The 16,982-nt window shown below is 47.0% G+C and carries 15 protein-coding genes and 1 other annotated feature; of the genes, 10 read left to right on the plus strand and 5 right to left on the minus strand.

The features are described from left to right. The first annotated feature begins 315 nt into the window (after positions 1-315). Together FC26_RS05075 and FC26_RS05080 are read left to right on the plus strand one after the other, a co-directional pair. Positions 316-2,124: a GGDEF domain-containing protein gene (locus tag FC26_RS05075; RefSeq protein ID WP_057778403.1), complete on the plus strand. Its 1,809-nt coding sequence runs from the start codon at positions 316-318 to the stop codon at positions 2,122-2,124. A gap of 19 nt (positions 2,125-2,143) precedes the next feature. Next, complete coding sequence (locus tag FC26_RS05080) at positions 2,144-3,754, plus strand: peptide ABC transporter substrate-binding protein (RefSeq protein ID WP_057778405.1); 1,611 nt, start codon at positions 2,144-2,146, stop codon at positions 3,752-3,754. A gap of 78 nt (positions 3,755-3,832) precedes the next feature. Here FC26_RS05080 and FC26_RS05085 read toward each other — a convergent pair whose 3' ends face one another. Further along, complete coding sequence (locus FC26_RS05085; RefSeq protein WP_057778407.1) at positions 3,833-5,074, minus strand: dicarboxylate/amino acid:cation symporter; 1,242 nt, start codon at positions 5,072-5,074, stop codon at positions 3,833-3,835. Between the two features lie 167 nt (positions 5,075-5,241). After that, positions 5,242-6,720 (minus strand): UDP-N-acetylmuramoyl-L-alanyl-D-glutamate--2,6-diaminopimelate ligase, encoded by a 1,479-nt coding sequence (locus FC26_RS05090; RefSeq protein ID WP_057778409.1) that lies wholly within the window; start codon positions 6,718-6,720, stop codon positions 5,242-5,244. 235 nt (positions 6,721-6,955) lie between these two features. Here FC26_RS05090 and lepB point away from each other — a divergent pair, with 235 nt between their 5' ends. Beyond that, a complete protein-coding gene (lepB, locus tag FC26_RS05095) occupies positions 6,956-7,561 on the plus strand; it encodes a signal peptidase I (RefSeq protein ID WP_057778411.1) in 606 nt (201 codons plus the stop codon). An 81-nt stretch (positions 7,562-7,642) separates the two neighbouring features. On the opposite strand, the gene FC26_RS05100 is transcribed toward lepB, so the two are convergent. After that, on the minus strand, positions 7,643-8,368 hold the full coding sequence (locus FC26_RS05100) for an aspartate/glutamate racemase family protein (protein ID WP_057778413.1): 726 nt from the start codon (positions 8,366-8,368) through the stop codon (positions 7,643-7,645). Positions 8,369-8,457: 89 nt separating this feature from the next. Here FC26_RS05100 and FC26_RS05105 point away from each other — a divergent pair, with 89 nt between their 5' ends. Genes FC26_RS05105 through FC26_RS05115 form a run of 3 tightly spaced genes read left to right on the plus strand, consistent with a single transcriptional unit; the run spans position 8,458 to position 10,836 of the window. Then, positions 8,458-8,982: a MarR family winged helix-turn-helix transcriptional regulator gene (locus FC26_RS05105; RefSeq protein WP_057778416.1), complete on the plus strand. Its 525-nt coding sequence runs from the start codon at positions 8,458-8,460 to the stop codon at positions 8,980-8,982. Beyond that, positions 8,975-10,294, plus strand: coding sequence for a C1 family peptidase (locus FC26_RS05110; protein ID WP_057778418.1), 1,320 nt, complete (start codon positions 8,975-8,977; stop codon positions 10,292-10,294). The genes FC26_RS05105 and FC26_RS05110 overlap by 8 nt, the downstream gene beginning before the upstream one ends. A gap of 35 nt (positions 10,295-10,329) precedes the next feature. After that, positions 10,330-10,836: an NUDIX hydrolase gene (locus FC26_RS05115; protein WP_057778420.1), complete on the plus strand. Its 507-nt coding sequence runs from the start codon at positions 10,330-10,332 to the stop codon at positions 10,834-10,836. 52 nt (positions 10,837-10,888) lie between these two features. On the opposite strand, the gene FC26_RS12710 is transcribed toward FC26_RS05115, so the two are convergent. After that, positions 10,889-11,470 carry a hypothetical protein gene (locus FC26_RS12710; RefSeq protein ID WP_157061070.1) on the minus strand — a complete coding sequence of 194 codons (582 nt, stop codon included), beginning with the start codon at positions 11,468-11,470 and terminating at the stop codon, positions 10,889-10,891. A gap of 433 nt (positions 11,471-11,903) precedes the next feature. Beyond that, positions 11,904-12,147 (plus strand) — a binding site (T-box leader). A gap of 586 nt (positions 12,148-12,733) precedes the next feature. On the opposite strand from FC26_RS12710, the gene FC26_RS05130 reads away from it, so the two are divergent. The 4 genes from FC26_RS05130 (at position 12,734) to FC26_RS05145 (ending at position 15,181) form a co-directional block, all read left to right on the plus strand. Next, positions 12,734-13,588: an NAD(P)H-binding protein gene (locus tag FC26_RS05130; protein WP_057778426.1), complete on the plus strand. Its 855-nt coding sequence runs from the start codon at positions 12,734-12,736 to the stop codon at positions 13,586-13,588. Between the two features lie 79 nt (positions 13,589-13,667). Beyond that, the gene (locus tag FC26_RS05135) at positions 13,668-14,096 is read left to right on the plus strand and encodes an Rrf2 family transcriptional regulator (protein ID WP_057778428.1); all 429 of its coding nucleotides are present in this window, start codon (positions 13,668-13,670) and stop codon (positions 14,094-14,096) included. Between the two features lie 97 nt (positions 14,097-14,193). Next, the gene (locus FC26_RS05140) at positions 14,194-14,652 is read left to right on the plus strand and encodes a MarR family winged helix-turn-helix transcriptional regulator (protein WP_057778429.1); all 459 of its coding nucleotides are present in this window, start codon (positions 14,194-14,196) and stop codon (positions 14,650-14,652) included. A gap of 19 nt (positions 14,653-14,671) precedes the next feature. Beyond that, complete coding sequence (locus tag FC26_RS05145; protein WP_057778454.1) at positions 14,672-15,181, plus strand: GNAT family N-acetyltransferase; 510 nt, start codon at positions 14,672-14,674, stop codon at positions 15,179-15,181. 68 nt (positions 15,182-15,249) lie between these two features. Here the strand turns inward: FC26_RS05145 and FC26_RS05150 are convergent, their stop codons facing one another. Beyond that, complete coding sequence (locus FC26_RS05150) at positions 15,250-16,932, minus strand: malolactic enzyme (RefSeq protein WP_268872654.1); 1,683 nt, start codon at positions 16,930-16,932, stop codon at positions 15,250-15,252. Positions 16,933-16,982 lie beyond the last annotated feature (50 nt).

Raw genomic sequence — 16,982 nt, forward strand, 5'->3', positions numbered from 1 at the left:
GCGACCATAATGCCGCAAAAAATATTTTGGCTAAAGGTCTCGCATCAATGTAAAATCATACAGTCCGCCTGGCAACCTGCGGACTATAAAGGCTTTGGTAATTAGCGTGTAAGACCTGTTTGCAGGCAATCGCTGTATCTAAGCAATTTGTGGTCGTTGCACCGTTAGGTGCGGTTCTCACAAGCTTCCGACTTTAGTCGGAAGTGGTTGACTAAATCTTAAACTTTATCTTTGGAAATAGAAATGGATGTTGTATAGTTAACGTGAATTGACAAAATATGATTAATAATCACTTGATAAGTATGAGGTATAACAATGGGGACATATAATTGGGGCACCTGGTTGGTAGAAGTGGTCATCGCGATCTTTTTTATTTCAGGATTCGTGGTCTTTTACAACCAAGAGTGGATGCCATTTTTGAATCGTAATCATCATTACGCACAAAAGCAACGACAACGCCTAACGCGTGGCGGAATGACCGCCTTTATTTTTATTATGGCGATCTTTTTCCAGTTCGCGGCCATTATTGACCCGATTAACAGTACTACATACTTGAATTTAATTTTGTACGCCCTAGCGATCCCACTGATGGATGATCAAATGGGGGGAAAGGAATATCTGGTTCGGGCACTCGGACTGATGGTGTTTTGGATGTACAACGATCCGGTTTTCAGCTGGACCTTTAGCGCATCGCTGGTCAATCTAGTCGTTATTTTGGCCATCATCTATAAGTGGAACCGGCAGATCACCGACCACTGGTGGGCTGATTTGGGGATGTCGTTTTGGCTGGGCATCAATTTCTGGTTGACGCAAACACAACTAACGAGGGAATACCTCGTCATGGGGATTGCCATGTTTGGCATGATGAGTATCTTTAACTTTTTCTACTGGACGTCGGCGCGGCGCAACGAGGTGGAACAAAGTCAGCTGATGCACCAGGTCAACTACGATGGCTTGACGCGTATTAGGAACTTTTCGTCATTTGACGCTGACGGCAAGTTACTGATGCAAACCCGTCCACGGACGGAGCCGTTAACGCTAGTGATGTTTGATATTGACCATTTTAAGCAGGTTAATGACAGCTACGGGCATATGGCCGGGAATGCGGTATTAGTCGGCGTGGCCGAGCGGGTGACCCAGATTTTAGCGGATAGTACGATGGATGATTATAGTTTCTACCGGACTGGCGGTGAAGAGTTTAACATTATTTTTGGGCATCACACACCGGAGCAGGTGATGGAACTCGTTGAAGAGTTCTGGACCCAGATTCGGGAAGCAAAGTTTTATTACGAAGATGACACAATGCAGATTACATTGTCGGTCGGGGTGAGTCAGCGCCAAGTGGCGGATCCAGACTTTACCGCGCTGTATCAGCGGGCCGATGCTAGTTTATACCATTCTAAGCAAAGTGGTCGTGACACGATTACGGTCGAAAACCAAACCTTTCGCTCCCACCACCATAATGTCGCCTCGTTAACGTATCGTTTTTTTACCCAGCCGATCGTTGATGTGGCAACGGGCAAGACGTTACGGCATGAGTTGTTGTTACGGATGTATCATCCTCGGTTCAAGCAGTGGCAGCTGCCACGCGTTTTTGAAATTTCGGCAGCAACTCAAATTGAACTCATCAAGAATATTTTGCCGCAACTAGATGTTAAGAAGATTAGTATAAACCTGACAAAGGATCAGTTTGCGGACCCTGATACCGCACATCAACTGGTGGCGTACTTTCAAAGTGAGCCGGAACTGGTAGCAATGATCGTCGAAATTACCCACGTTCCGACGGCCGCAGTCATGCACCAGATGAGTCAGATTTATCATGCTGGCGGGGTAGAATTGGCGATCGATGATGTGGAATCGGACAACCTGTACGACAAGGTGGCACCGCTACTGACCGACGTGGACTGCTTAAAATTTGCAGTTCAGAATTTACGGCAGGAGCGAGAAACCGCCGAGATTTGGGAGCAGGTTGCCTTTTGGCAGGAATTAGCCGCACAAAATCAGTTGAAGTTTGCAGTCGAAGGCATTGAAACTGATCAAGACGTAGCGATGATGAAACAATTATCGATTGAATGGGCGCAGGGGTACTACTACAGTAAACCTGCGTTACCGAAATTGGATTAATGGGAGTAGGGATTAAACGATGAAGTGGTGGATAGTCGGATTAACCGCGCTGGTAGGTGGCGCCCTGTGGCAGGGAACTAGCGTGCATGCCGATCAGGTCATGCGAAGCACAACGAACGTCCCCGTGACGACGCTGGATGTCAGTACGTACGCATCAACAGCCGATGCGGAAGCCATTCAGGCCCAGTCGGAGGGACTCTATACGTATAACGCCCATAACCGGATTATGTTGGGGGTCGCTAAGCAAAAGCCGACGGTTAACCAAGCACGGACGCGGTATACATTTCAACTCCGGCATACTCACTGGTCAAACGGGGATGAGGTAACGGCGAGTGATTTTGTGTACGCTTGGCGGCGGGTCGTTGATCCAGCCACGGGCTCACGAAACGCGAGCAAGTTATCAGTGATTAAAAATGCGGTCGCCATCACGGCTGGTAAAAAGAATGTGACGCAGCTGGGGGTAAAGGCGATCGGAAAGTACACCTTGCAGATCACGTTGGCAGCGCCAAGTCAGTATTTACCGCAGCTGTTGGCGGGGCGCGCGTTTGGCCCGCTTGATCAAAGCTATGTAGAACGGGTTGGTTCGAAATACGGAACAAGCTCAAAGTATACGGTCTCAAACGGCCCGTTCACCGTTCAGAACTGGACGGGAAGTCGGGATCGCCACTGGAGTTACGTTAAAAATCCGCAGTACTGGGATCGAAAAGTGGTTAAAATTCAGCAAGTCAAGATTGCAATGATCGCGACGTCGGCGAAGGCGGCGGCCCTGTTTGATCAAGGTAAAGTGGCTTACGCGCAACTGACGGACCGAACGCTACAACGCTATATTGGGCAAAAGGTGATTCATCAGGAGTTAACTAAAACAACGGCGTACCTATTCTTTAACACGCAGCAAAAACAACTGCAAAACGTTCACCTACGACGGGCAATTGCCCACTCGTATAATAAAGTTTTGCTTGCTAGAGGCGTGTTACGTGACGGCTCATCCCCCCTTAATGGTCTGATTCCAACGGGCCTTGTCAAGGATCCGGTACATCACAGAGACTACCGGGCCGCAGAAAAAGGGGTGGCGATCTCTAAGTACAGCTTGCGGCAGTCGCATAAGGAATGGCTCCTAGCTAAGAAGCAGCTGCATACGTCTAACATCAAGTTACAACTCTTAGTTTCCAACGCGGCTGGCAATCAGAATATGGCCGAATTTATGCAGGCGCAATTGCAGCATAATTTACCCGGATTAAAAGTTAGCATTAAGACGGTGACACTGGCTCAACGGATCAAGTTAGAGGAAGCGGGACACTTCCAGATGGTCATTGGTACTTGGACGCCGAATAGTCCAGATCCGGCTAACTACGTGTCGTTCTTCGCCTCCAAGAGTTTAGCCAACGTACCACAATATAGTAATCGACGCTATGATCAGGGATTACGAGACCTATCGGGGTGCCTAGCAAACCGTTCCGTTGCTCGGTGGCGAAAAATTCAGCAGCTAGAGAAACAGGCGATTCAGGGAGCAACCGTCGTGGCACCGATCTATCAGCAGGGGGTCACCTACCTGCAAAAGCCTAATGTGACGGGGTTAAACCTCTCCTCGTTTGGAGCGATTGTTAACTATAAATATGTTCGACTACATTAAAACAAGCTGAGTAAAAATAACTATTTTTACTCAGCTTGTTTTAATTAGGTCGGGATTTAATGACCCCTATTTTCATTTTTAGGCCGTTTTATCCAGCCAATTTTTACCTTCCACGAAGCGGGAGATCAGCATTGCGGAAGTAGTATTACTCGAGGAATTCAGTAAAGTGGCGGGAATATCGATAATTTCACTGATAATCAAAATTAGTGGTAGGGCGGCCATTGGGAAGCCAAAGACGGTAATAATGACGGTTTCAGCGACAAATCCGCCACCAGGAATCGCACTCATGACGACCCCTACCAAAAAACCGACACAAATAATCAGGGCGGCGTTTTCTAGGGTCGCAATATTACGGCCAAACAGGACGAAGAGGAACGTTGCTTTGAGAACGCCACCGACGACGGAACCATCCTTGTGGGTATTGGCCCCTAACGGAATGACGGTTTCGGCGATATCGTCCTTAACGCCCATTTTTTTAGTGTATTCAATATTAACGGGAATTGAAGCAGCTGATGAACTAGTTGCAATCGCTGTAATCGCGGGCGTGGCAATGTTACGCCAGAAGGCCCGGACCCCGCGTTGACCACCGGCAATTAGAGCGTAGCCACTCATCACCACAAAGAAGTAGAAGACGCTGTAGCCAAGATAAACGAGCCAGGTGCGTAGGTAGGTAGTGACCATTTCGGCGCCCAGATTACCGATAATATTAGCAAAGAAACAGCCTAGTCCGATTGGGGCATAGTACATGATGTACTTGACGATCTTCATGACCACGACGTTACCGGCGGCGAGGACCTGGGCGAATGGCTGAGCCGCTTTACCAGAGGTTGATGTCGCAATTCCGGTGAAGACGGCGACCACGATGAGGGATAGCATGTTATCCTTGGTCAAAATCTTGTTAAAGTCGTCGACGGTGAAGGTTTTGACTAGTTGATTTAGCCAGTAACTGTGCCCGCCTGCACCTTTGACACTCCCCATGAGGTGCTTGACGCTGGCCATGTCCACATTATTAATTGGTCGGAAGATGAGGACCGCTAAGTACCCGAGGATCGCGGATACTAGTGACGTGGCAAGAAAAACGATGAGGGTGGTGACTAGAATTTTACCCAGCCGGCGAATTTCAGTCATGTTAGCGATCGCTGACGAAATACTGAAAAAGACCAATGGAATTAAAATCATGTACATGAGATTAAGAAATAAGTCTCCTAGGGGCTTAACGATGGCTACTTGGGGACCGTAAATGACACCAGCAATACCACCGATGATGAGGCCCATGAGTAGTAAAATCGTGCCACGATAGTGATACCAAAAAGAACGCATAGTTTTTACGACTCCTCACTAAATAAGTTAAATGGTGTTAAAAGTAATAAAATGAATTAGTCTCTGATCAAGGTCGGAGATTAATTCATTTTATTTGGTTGAAACTGAGAAACTACGGATATGATCGTAATATGCAGGATAATGCCAAACATTATCGTGAATTCATATTAGTCTTGTTGGTCAAAGAAACTATTAACGACCTCTACATCGTCAAAATGGTGTTTGGTGGTACCGATGATTTGATAGTCTTCGTGGCCTTTACCGGCAATTAAGACGACGTCGCCTGGTTGGGCCTTGGAAAGGGCCATGTAAATAGCTTCACGACGGTCCGAATTGCGTGAGTAGGAATCAGCGGGGATACCGGCAACCATTTCATCTAAAATGGCTTCTGGGTCTTCGGTCCGCGGATTGTCGGCGGTGAAGATCGCATCGGTCGAGTTATTCAGGGCAATTTCAGCCATAATCGGGCGTTTCGTTGTTTCGCGATCGCCACCACAGCCAACCACACAGTAGACCCGTTTTTCGGCAAACGCGTTAATCGTGTTCAGGACGTTTTTTAGGCCATCCGGCGTGTGAGCATAGTCCACGATGACGGTGACATCTTGGTCGTTAGGTACCACTTGGAACCGGCCCCGGACACCTTGAACGGACTCTAATGATGCGATAATGTCTTCCGGTGCTAAACCGTGTTCGTAGGTGGCACCAAAGGCCGCGAGCGCGTTATAAACGTTGAAGTCGCCCATTAGTTGGAGCTTGACGGGATAGCTGTGACCATAAATGCTGAGGTCAAATTCAGTTCCGTGACTTGTTACGCGAATATTGTTGGCTTGTAGCAGACCTTGACCGTGCGTTCCGTACGTCAAAACGTTTGCGGCGGTCTTGTCAATGAGACGACGGCCATAAGGATCATCGATGTTAATCACAGCGGTCTTTGGCTTACCAGTTTTGTGGTAGCTATTGCCTAATTGTGAGAATAGGAGGGTCTTGGCATCAAAGTAGTTTTCTACCGTTTTATGGAAATCGAGGTGATCTTCCGTCAAGTTAGTGAAGACGGCGGTATCAAAATCGATGCCCCATGCGCGGCCTTCAACCAGTGCGATTGAAGAAACTTCCATGGCGCATTCCATGACGTCTTGGTCGACCATTTCACGCAGTAGTTTTTGAACGGTGTGGGGATCGGGAGTTGTATTTACGGTTGGGATTTTTTCATCACCAATCTTGTTATACATTGTTCCGATAATGCCAGTTTTACTGTCGTGATCATCTAGAATCTTGCTAATCAAGTGGGTAATCGTCGTTTTACCGTTGGTACCCGTTACCCCAAACATGGTCATTTGAGCGCTGGGATCACCAAAGAAGCGGGCGCTGATTTGAGCCAGTGCTTTATGGGTATCAGGGACGGTGATCACCGTTACGTCACCAGTCACAGTGACGGGTTCATCGACAACGATGAGCCGGGCGCCAGCATCAACGGCTTCTTGAACGTGTTCATGACCGTTAAAACGGAGACCCTTGATGGCAACGAAACAGCACCCATCGGATAGTTGACGGGTATCTTGTGTGACATCGGTAATTTCAATATTGGTTAATTTTTGTTGATCTTCGTGGTTTAATTGAAGGAGTTCTGCAAATTCTGCGGCCTTCATAGTCTCATCTCCAGTAAAAGTTTGATTAACCTACATTTTAGCATTGTTAGCGGGGGGAGTGAAGACAATAACTAACGACAGGCCAGATTCGTGAATTTGAAATGGAATCGGGATGAAAACAGAAAAATAGTAAGCAACTTGGTTTTGTTTGTTTGCTTATCAAGCGAGTTGTATTACAATTGTTATTAATTAGGAGCCAGCAATTATTAGAACGTATTAAGTGGGGAATTCTACTATGAAAGCACTCAAGGAAATACTGAGTTGGATCGTACCAATTGCGATCGGACTTTTAGCAGCACTATTAATTAAAAACTATGTTTTCCAGCTGGTTCGGGTTGATGGACCATCAATGCAACCGAACTTGGAAAATAACGAACGGGTCCTTGTATCGAAACGGTCAACCATTCATCGGGGTAGTGTAATCGTGTTTGAGGCCCAGGGGGTCGATCCACAGGTCACAACGTCGACGGACTACGTCAAGCGGGTGATCGCATTGCCGGGTGATACCGTGAGCTCGAAGAACGGCGTGATCTACGTTAATGGTAAGAAGACGGATCAAAGCTACATTGGGACGTCAGAACGGACAACGGGCACTGGTAACTGGAATCTCCAAAGCATTTCGGTAGAAAACCAGTGGCAAAAGAATCAGGGCGCAACCAAGGTACCAAAGGGTGAATACTTTGTATTAGGAGATCACCGGAGCGTCTCAAACGACGGTCGGTACTGGGGCTTCGTGCCAAAGAACAAGATTCTCGGGGTTGTAAAGGTGCCATTCTGGAATCGGGATGCAACGAAGAAAGCTAACATCAACACGTTCTGGAAGAGTTATTTTGATAATTAAGCTGTAATTGAGATCGTAATATAACAGGCGCCATCGTCCCAAGTCTGGGGCGGTGGCGCCTGTTATGTTAAGGGCTAGCAGTTAGCTTTGGGACGCCTCTTTTTGGCGACCTTGCAACGCTAACTGGATGGCTTTATCGGCCAAAATGGACTGGGCGTCGGAGATGGAGTAGGGGTGATCAGGCGCCTGTTCCTGAGCTAATGATAATTCTGTACAACCTAAAATAGTGGTATCGCAGTGCAGATCTTCTTGCATTCGTCGTAGCACTTCGTGGTAACGGTGCGGATTAACCTGCCCTTTTTGTTTGATATCTTCAAAAATAAGCGCTTCTGTTTCGGCCAGAATTTCAGGAGTGGGTTTTACAATTTCGTAACCCGCTTCAGTAATGAAGTGGTCGTAGATGCCCGTTTTAACGGTGCCAGGAGTTCCTAAAATCCCAATGCGTTTAGCGCTGGGATTGATGGTCTTGATTTCTTCAACGGCCAACTGGGGCATATGAAGAATGGGCCTATCGGTTGCCGCAGCCATTTCGGGGTAAAAATAGTGGGCCGAGTTGCAAGTGAGCACGAAAAATTGGGGATGAAGCGTGCTAAATTGTTGTACATCGGCGACTAATTGGGGCCCCGGATTTGGTTGTGAGTGGTCCAAAATATAGGTAGAACGATCTGGAATCGTCGCGTGGTTGACCACTAGGTAGTCAAGATAATCTTGATCTGAAGTCGTAGGGGTTCGTTGGTTAATTAACCGGACAAAGCTTTCGGTAGCTAGGGATCCCATCCCGCCAAGAATGACAAAAAAGTTTTTCATTGTACTGCCTCCCGCAATAAATTACGTCCTATTATACCCCACAATAATTGAAATGGCCGCATTGCTTGACTATTAAGGGGAAAAGATATATGCTTTCGCACATATTGACTATTAAGTACGTAGAGAAAGCTGGGATCACCGTGTCAGGCGAAGCAAATCAGGTCGAACTCCTCAAGTGGATTTCGATTGCGGATCGATACATTAAAATACAACTAGATCGGCGACTCAAACCGTTAAAATTGAGCTCCAGTAACTATTATTACCTTTTACGGTTACATGAACGGCCGGGGATTACACAGGAAGGGCTCATTGACCTGATGTTTTTGAACCGGAGCAACGTGACGCGTTCGATTAATCAGCTGGTTAACATCGGAATTGTCCGAAAAGAAATCGTGACCTCCGATCGACGAATGTCTAAATTATATTTAACTGACCATGGTGAATCGCTGTGTCCGCAAGTGACTAAGATTCGAGAAGACGTCGTGACCCAAGCCATCCAAGATGCAGGCGAACGCGCAGAGGGATTAGTCACGGCAATGCGTGCTGTTGCTCAAGGCGCTGTGACTCGCGAACAAAAATTTGATGCGAAAGAAGTGGAGCAATCCCATGACTAGCAAAACAATTACTACAGATCAAATTAAACAATACCATCAGGACTTTGTTTCACGTGAAACAGCACCGGTAATTGCCCGGGCCGTTATGAAAAACGGAATCAAGGCAAGTAGTGAAGATTCGACGGCCGCACAACGACTCAATCGCACATTTTCTGTCGAGTTGAAGACGGGAAAGGTTTCTAATCAAAAGCACAGTGGGCGGTGTTGGTTATTTTCGACACTGAATACACTACGCCACCAGTTTGCGATTAAATACCAGGTGAAGGACTTTGAGCTGTCTCAAAACTACCTCTTTTTCTGGGACAAGGTCGAACGGGCAAATACCTTTCTTCAAAACATCATCAATACCGCGGATCGTGATTTAAAGGATCGTGAAGTTGCCTTTTATCTGAGCATGGCGGCTAGTGATGGTGGCCAGTGGGATATGGCAGCGAGCCTTGTGGAGAAGTACGGACTGGTTCCGAACTACGTTATGCCAGAAACCTACAACACAAATAATACGACGGAAATTGACGACGTGATGAACCTAAAATTACGTAAGGATGCCCTCGAAATACGTCACTTGGTGGCAGCTCAGGCGAGCGATGAGGTCATTGAGCAGACAAAGCAAAAGATGATCAGTCAAATTTATCAGTTAGCCGCATATGCTTTTGGAGAGCCACCGGTCGATTTCACGCTAGAGTACCGGGATGATCAGCATCATTACCATCGTGTACCGGAACTAACGCCCCACGCCTTTTATGAGCAGTACTTTACGATGCAACTGCGCGATTATGTGGTATTGACGAACGCCCCTGATCACGAATACAATCAGTTATATGCATTGCCAAGTCAGGACAATGTTGCTGGTGGTCTGCCAATTCAATTCTTGAACGCACCAATTGAGGAGTTGAAACGGACGGCGATTGCGCAGCTTCAAGATGGTGAGACGGTCTGGTTTGGTAACGATGTGTTGCAACAAATGGATCGGAAGCGCGGATTATTAGATTCTCAGCTGTTTAGACGTGATGAACTCTTGGACGTTGATTTATCGATGAGCAAGGCGGATCGATTGGCGAGTGGCCAAGCAGAAGTGACGCACGCGATGACGCTCACCGGTGTAGATTTAGTGAACGATCAGCCCAACCGATGGAAGGTCGAAAACAGCTGGGGTGAAGAAAATGGCGAAAAAGGCTATTTTGTCATGACGGACCAGTGGTTTGATGATTACACCTATGAAGTGGTGGTTAATAAGAAGTATCTGACACCAATGCAACAGCAGTTGGCCCAAGGACCGGCAACCGTATTGCCGGCATGGGATTCCTTACAGTAGTGATGACAAAATCAATCTCGGGGAGATTAGAGAACATGGAACAGTGGGATATCTACGATCAGGATCAACACCTTACCGGCCGCACAATGGCCCGCAACGATTGGCGCATGAAGCCGGGCGACTACCATTTAACGGTGCTTGGTATTTTACAAAACCAGGATGGCCGGTATCTGATTACACGGCGACAGTTGGACAAGGACTGGGCTGCGGGATGGTGGGAAGTTTCCGGTGGCGGCGTGCGGGCCGGTGAAGACTCGCACCACGCGATGATACGGGAAATTAAAGAAGAGACCGGACTGGACGTCACGGCCGCAACCGGTGGATTTGCGTACACATATCGCCGAGATAATCCACAGGAACAAAATAATTATTTTGTGGATGTTTACCGATTTAAATTGTCTTTTGAGTTGGCCGATGTGGTGCCACAGGGTTCGGAAGTGACGAATTATCGGCTGGCGACCAGTGATGAAATTCGAGCACTTGCTCAACAAGGAATTTTTTTGCACTACCAAAGCATTGAAAAACTTTTAAAGACTAACTAGTGAAATGAGAAAAGCCTTCAGGAATGCCTGAAGGCTTTTTAGTAACGCTTAATTATTGCGAAACGCTGGCGGCGCTGCTGGCAGATGATGGCTGCGTGCTACTACTACTGCTTGGTTGCTGTGATGAAGATGAGCTTTGTGGTGTTGAAGACGATGAAGCAGAACTAGCTGGTGTGCTAGAGCTGAAACTGCTAGTAGTAGATTGGGCAACTGACGAGCTGGTAGCACTAGATGCGTGTGTAGACGATGAGTATGTGCTAGTGCTGTACGTTGCCTGGTATGCGGTGGAGCTAGATGATTCAGAACTGGATGATTTCTTCTTATGATGCTTCTTTTTGTGCGACGAGCTTGTGTACGTGGAGACGTCGGAGTCGGTGTCATTCGTATTGACCGGATCGCGTTGCTTGATTGCGAAGACAACGATCATGATCAGAAGGACGGCAAGGAGCGCAAAAAGCAACCAACGGACGTACCGGTGTGGTTTTCGGGGGCCATTTTTCCGGGGTCCCTTACCTTTTTTAGGCGTTTTATTTTTATGGGGACGTTTAAAGCCGAAGCCTCGTTTACCACCCTTTTTTTGTTCTTTTTTAGCGTCGTAACGGGCAACACGACTATTTGGTTCCTGGTTATTCAAAAGACCACCTCAAAAATTATGACTAATTGATTTTGCATCCCTATTGTATCAGTACGGACTATTTCTATGCACGTATTATACACTCTTACACGGAATAGACAAAAGCCGACTAGCTTGGGAGGGCTAATCGGCTTTTGCTTTTAGGAGTAGAATTATATGGTGACCGCTTGGGAGGACGGCCACCCAGTTTCATTACTTGGGAGGAGTAAATGAAAGAGGTTTAATTGGTATGTTTATATAGTACCCAGAATGTTTGAAGTAATTGTGAAGAAACCTTTGAAAATTAACGAAGAAAATAATATTAACTATTAGTAAATTTTAATAAAAGGTAATGACTGGTATCAAAAATGAGAATTTTTTTACAATCTAACGTTGACAAATCAATGAAATGGCACTAATATAATAGCATAATTAAATTTGAATGAGAAAACATGAGAACACGTTGAGAGGAAAAAGTAGACTATCTTCGTTAACTTAGAGAGTTCCAGTGATGGTGAGATGGAATGGCAACGAGGTAGTTGAAAATCGTCCTTGAGTGATTACTTGAACGGCGTCCGCCAAGTAAAGTGAATTGGAAAGCACCCATTACCGTGCCGGCGTATGATTGTACGTGAGAGACCTGTTTAGTAATAGATAGGTGAACTTAGGTGGTAACACGGTGTTTTTCCGTCCTATTAATGATTCGAGTAATCGAGTTGTTGGTAGGGCGTTTTTTTATTCAAATGAACAGTAGAAGAGGTGGTGGCGATGAAATCGGACATTTCTGACATTAGTCAGATTAGGAATTTAAATCAGTGGGCAAAACGTAAACACATAGTATCAATTTCTCACCATACACATATTATAAAAACACATAGTTTTAATGAAGTACAGATTTCGAACACATATTAGGGAAGGCTAACTTCCTACACCACATAGTACCATCATAATTCCTGCCACGGCAGGACACATAGATCATTAAGTGCGAACTCGATCAAATCAGCGCCGCATTGGCGGTGGCACGCACAGATATATTCCATATAGCATTCTATTTGTAACAAGCGTATAATCGTTACTGTTTTTAAAACAACATAGAGCACACCTATAATTAAGTTTAAAGTCCCGAGGTAGTAACCAGCTACTGATGAGGGACTTTTTTTATTGTGGTAGTGATTAGATTGGTTATTTTTTGAAGGCGATGACTTGCGTATTTTAAAAATGGTGTTAGTATATAAAATACATGTTGCTTTTAAAATAACAACATATAGAAAGAGGTCTTTAAACATGAAGTATGCAGTGACAGGTGCCACGGGAAAATTTGGACGGGTAGCCATCCAAATATTGGTAGATCAAATTGGTAGTCAAAATGTGATTGCATTGGCACGTAATACCGCCAAAGCAACGCAGGTACTCCCTACCGGCGTTGAGGTTCGCCCCGGTGATTATACGGATGAAGCACAATTGACTGATTCACTGGCTGGTGTGGATCGATTATTGTTTATTTCGTCGCAACCGGGTGGTGCAGTCGCTCGGCTAACCCAGCACCAAAATGTCGTTAAGGCAGCGCAGACAGCAGGCGTCGCATTGATTGCCTATACCAGCTTTCCCCATGTCGAGACGGCAAAATCACCACTATCGAGTGACCACCAGGCAACCGAAGCGCTCATTAAGGAGACGGGGATTCAGCATACATTTCTCAGAAATAACTGGTACTTGGAAAATGAGATGAGTTTTATTCAGGGTGGCCAGCAAAACCAACCGTTTGTTTACTCTGCGGGACAGGGACGTGTCGGCTGGGCGCTGGAACGGTATTACGCACAAGCAGCGGCTCAGGTCATACTGCTGGACGAACCACGACCGGTTTATGAGTTCGCGGGTGAATCGCGGACCTATGCCGATCTAGCTACGGCCGTTCACCAGGTTACGGGTCATGACTTCCCTGTTAAGAGTGTGAGCGATGCGGCATATACACAGGGCTTGCAACAAGCTGGAATTGATGCGCAAACTGCGGCTGTGATTACGTCACTGCAGACACTAATTCGTGACGGTGATTTAGCTGAAACGACTGACGACCTCGCGACGGTTCTAGGTACTGCTCTTCCATCGCTAACCGATCAAGTTCGGGAGATACTGGAATAACGACGAAGTAAAGATCGTTGCAACTTCCCGCCAGTGCGGTATGATAGCTTGTAAGAATAACGAAACGGATGGATGAACGATGAAGTATTCACATAAGTTAAGCGATGCGGTCCATATTTTGGCCTATGTCGATATTTGTCAGGGTGATGATTTGTCGAGTGCGGCCATTGCCAGAAGTGTCGAATCGAATCCTAGCTTGATTCGGCGTTTGATGTCGTTGCTATCGCAGGCGGGACTGTTGCAGACGCAGCCGGGAAAAATTGCCCCGAAACTTGGGAAATCGGCAACGGAGATTACGCTACTGGATATTTACAACGCGCTGGATGATGATCGACGGTTACTGCATGTGGACGAAAAAACAAATCTGCAGTGTCCGGTCGGGGGTAATATTCAGGCTACCTTAGATGAGGCTTATCAACGGGTGCAGGATGCAGCCGAACAACAGATGCGTGAAATTTCGCTCCAAAGTTTAATTGACGATCTGTTGGTGCGAGCATCACAAAAGTAAGACGTTCAATTGCGGTTGAACGTCTTTTTTTTAATGAATTATGTTGCAATTACAATATTATGCAAGTATACTGTAATCAAAAGAAGGGGATGGTAGGATGGCCGACGAAAATGTGCTGCGTTCGATTGGGGTAATTGCCCGAGCGCTAGATTCAATTGCGAATATCGAATTTAAGCAGTTTGATCTGACCCGGGGACAGTATTTATACCTTGTCCGAGTTTGCGAACATCCGGGGATTATTCAGGAACGGTTAATTGAGATGATCAAAGTCGATCGAACCAGTGCGTCACGGGTAATCCAAAAACTCGAAAAAAATGGTTTTATTATGCGTCAAGCCGATGAGGTAAATAAAAAAATTAAGCATATTTTTCCAACGGACAAAGGGCAGCGCATTTACCCGCAGATCAAACGGGAAAACGACTATTCCACGACGGTGGCACTTCAGGGATTGAGTTCAGCGCAGATCAAAACGGTGACCCAATTACTGACTAAAATGAGTGCTAACGTCAGCGCAGATTGGGAGGGCGTTAAAAAAGGCCAGCCACGCCAGTATTAGGAGGATCAGAGTTTTGACAATGCAATTACAACGAGTAACGTCGGCGGAGATCGCCGCATTACGGAAGATTAGTATTGAAACTTTTACAGCCACTTTTGGCAGCCAAAACACACCAGCCAACTTACACGCCTATTTAGCAAGGGCCTACAGTGAGGCACAATTGACACGTGAACTTAACCAACCTGGCACGACGTTTGAGCTGATGCTAGTCGATCACCAGCTTGCTGGCTATCTGAAATTGAATGTTGGGGCGGCTCAAAGCGAATCAATGGGCGCTGATGCGCTAGAAGTTGAACGAATCTATGTCAAGCAGGCGTTTAAACGCCAAGGACTAGGCACTGCGCTAATTACGCATGCCCTACAAGTGGCCCAACAAGGCGGCCAGCGGACAGTTTGGTTAGGCGTTTGGGAACATAATGACGCGGCGCAGGCTTTCTACGCACACATGGGATTTGAAGCCGTAAGTGACCATGTTTTTCAGCTGGGGGATGACGTCCAGCGCGATATCATTATGAGTCGTTCAGTTTAATAGTAAAAAAAGAATGTTGATTCCTCGTTGGCAGGAAATCAGCATTCTTTTTGTTAAATCGTTGGTAGTTACTTGATGATCTCGATGTCAGCCGGAAGCTTCCGGTAAACAGGGGTCCAAATCATCGCTGCCACGGCCTGGTCGACATCTGAAATGGGGGTCCGGTTTAGCCCCTCCGCAATGGCTCGGTGAGCAACCGCAGCGGCGACCGTTTGGCTAAACTGGTTGAGCTTGGTGACGGGCGGTAAGACGGCCGCCCCCGGTTGATCTGGATCAACAATGCCGCCCAAACTATGTGCCGCGGCGGAAATCATACCGTCGGTGAGGAGTTTAGCAGTCGCAGCGATCGTTCCTAGACCTAGTCCTGGGTAGACGAGGGCGTTGTTCGCTTGACCAATCTCGTAGTGAACACCGTGGTAGTGGACTGGGGCGCTGGCAATTCCCGTTGCGACAAGGGCCTTGCCATCACTCCATTGAATGAGGTGTTCAGCGGATACCTCGGCGAGCTTAGTTGGGTTGGACAATGGGAAAATGACGGGCCGGGCCGTGTGAGCGGTCATTTCACGAACCACAGCTTCCGTGAAGGCTCCCGGCTGGGTGGAAGTACCAACCAGTACCGATGGGTGAACGGCTTTGACACAGTCCAATAGGGTCGTGAGCTGATCAGCATTGGCAAATTCCGCGCGTGAACGGGCAAAGGGCCGTTGCTCCGGTGTTAGGTCGGGCATGTCATCGAATAATAAGCCTTGCTTATCAACTAGGTAGAAGTGCTTTTTCGCCTCTGCTGGTGTCAGCCCCTGCTGCAGAAATTCTTCGTACACGCGTTTTGTAATACCGGCCCCAGCTGTTCCGGCCCCAAAGCTCATGTAAATTTGATCGGTCATTTTTTGCTTGGAAACGTTCATTGCACCGAGTAGTCCGGCTAAGACAATGATTCCAGTTCCCTGAATATCGTCGTTGAAGGTCGTAATTTGATCCTTATATTGGTTCAAAATATCGGCTGCGTTACTCCGCCCAAAGTCCTCGAAGTGAAGGTACAGTTCAGGGAACAGCTCTTCGACGGTGGCAACGAACTGATCGACGAAGGCGTGGTATTTTTCACCATAAATGCGGGGATGCCGGTTACCAAGGTAGAGATCATCATCCAGCAGGGCTTGGTTATTTGTCCCGGCATCGAGGACGACTGGTAGGACCTGGGAAGGATCGATACCGGCGGCTACTGTGTACACCATGAGCTTACCGACGGCAATGTCTACGCCCTGAGTACCCCAATCGCCAATACCTAAAATACCTTCAGCGTCGGTCACTACGATGAGCTTGATATCCCGACCGTCCGCGCTGTGGCGGATAGCCGCCGCCATGTCGGTCTGGTCATCAATGGAAAGGTAGGTTGCATTTTGTGGGTTCGTAAAGAGGGCACTGTAGTTTTCGATCGAATCTGCGATGGTTGGATCGTAAACGATGGGCATCATTTCGGCAACGTGATGGGCAAATAGATTGTAGAAGAGGACATGGTTTTCGTTGAATAAGGTCATCAAAAAAAGCCGCTTTTCAAGGTCGCTTGGTTTGGCTTGATACTGGGCGTAGGCTTGTTTAACCTGTTGATCGAGAGTTTGGACGGCCGGTGGTAGAAGCCCGTTTAACCCGTATTGATCACGTTCGGCTTTGGTGAAGGCTGTCCCCTTGTTGAGAAAGGGGTTATTTAGTAGTTGTTGTGGGGTGAGTTGCATTGCTAGTTCCTCCGTATGAATTAATACCCTTACTGTAGCGCGGACAAAAACTTATAGTCAAACCACAAATT

The sequence above is a fragment of the Paucilactobacillus vaccinostercus DSM 20634 genome (assembly GCF_001436295.1).
Classification (GTDB): domain Bacteria; phylum Bacillota; class Bacilli; order Lactobacillales; family Lactobacillaceae; genus Paucilactobacillus; species Paucilactobacillus vaccinostercus.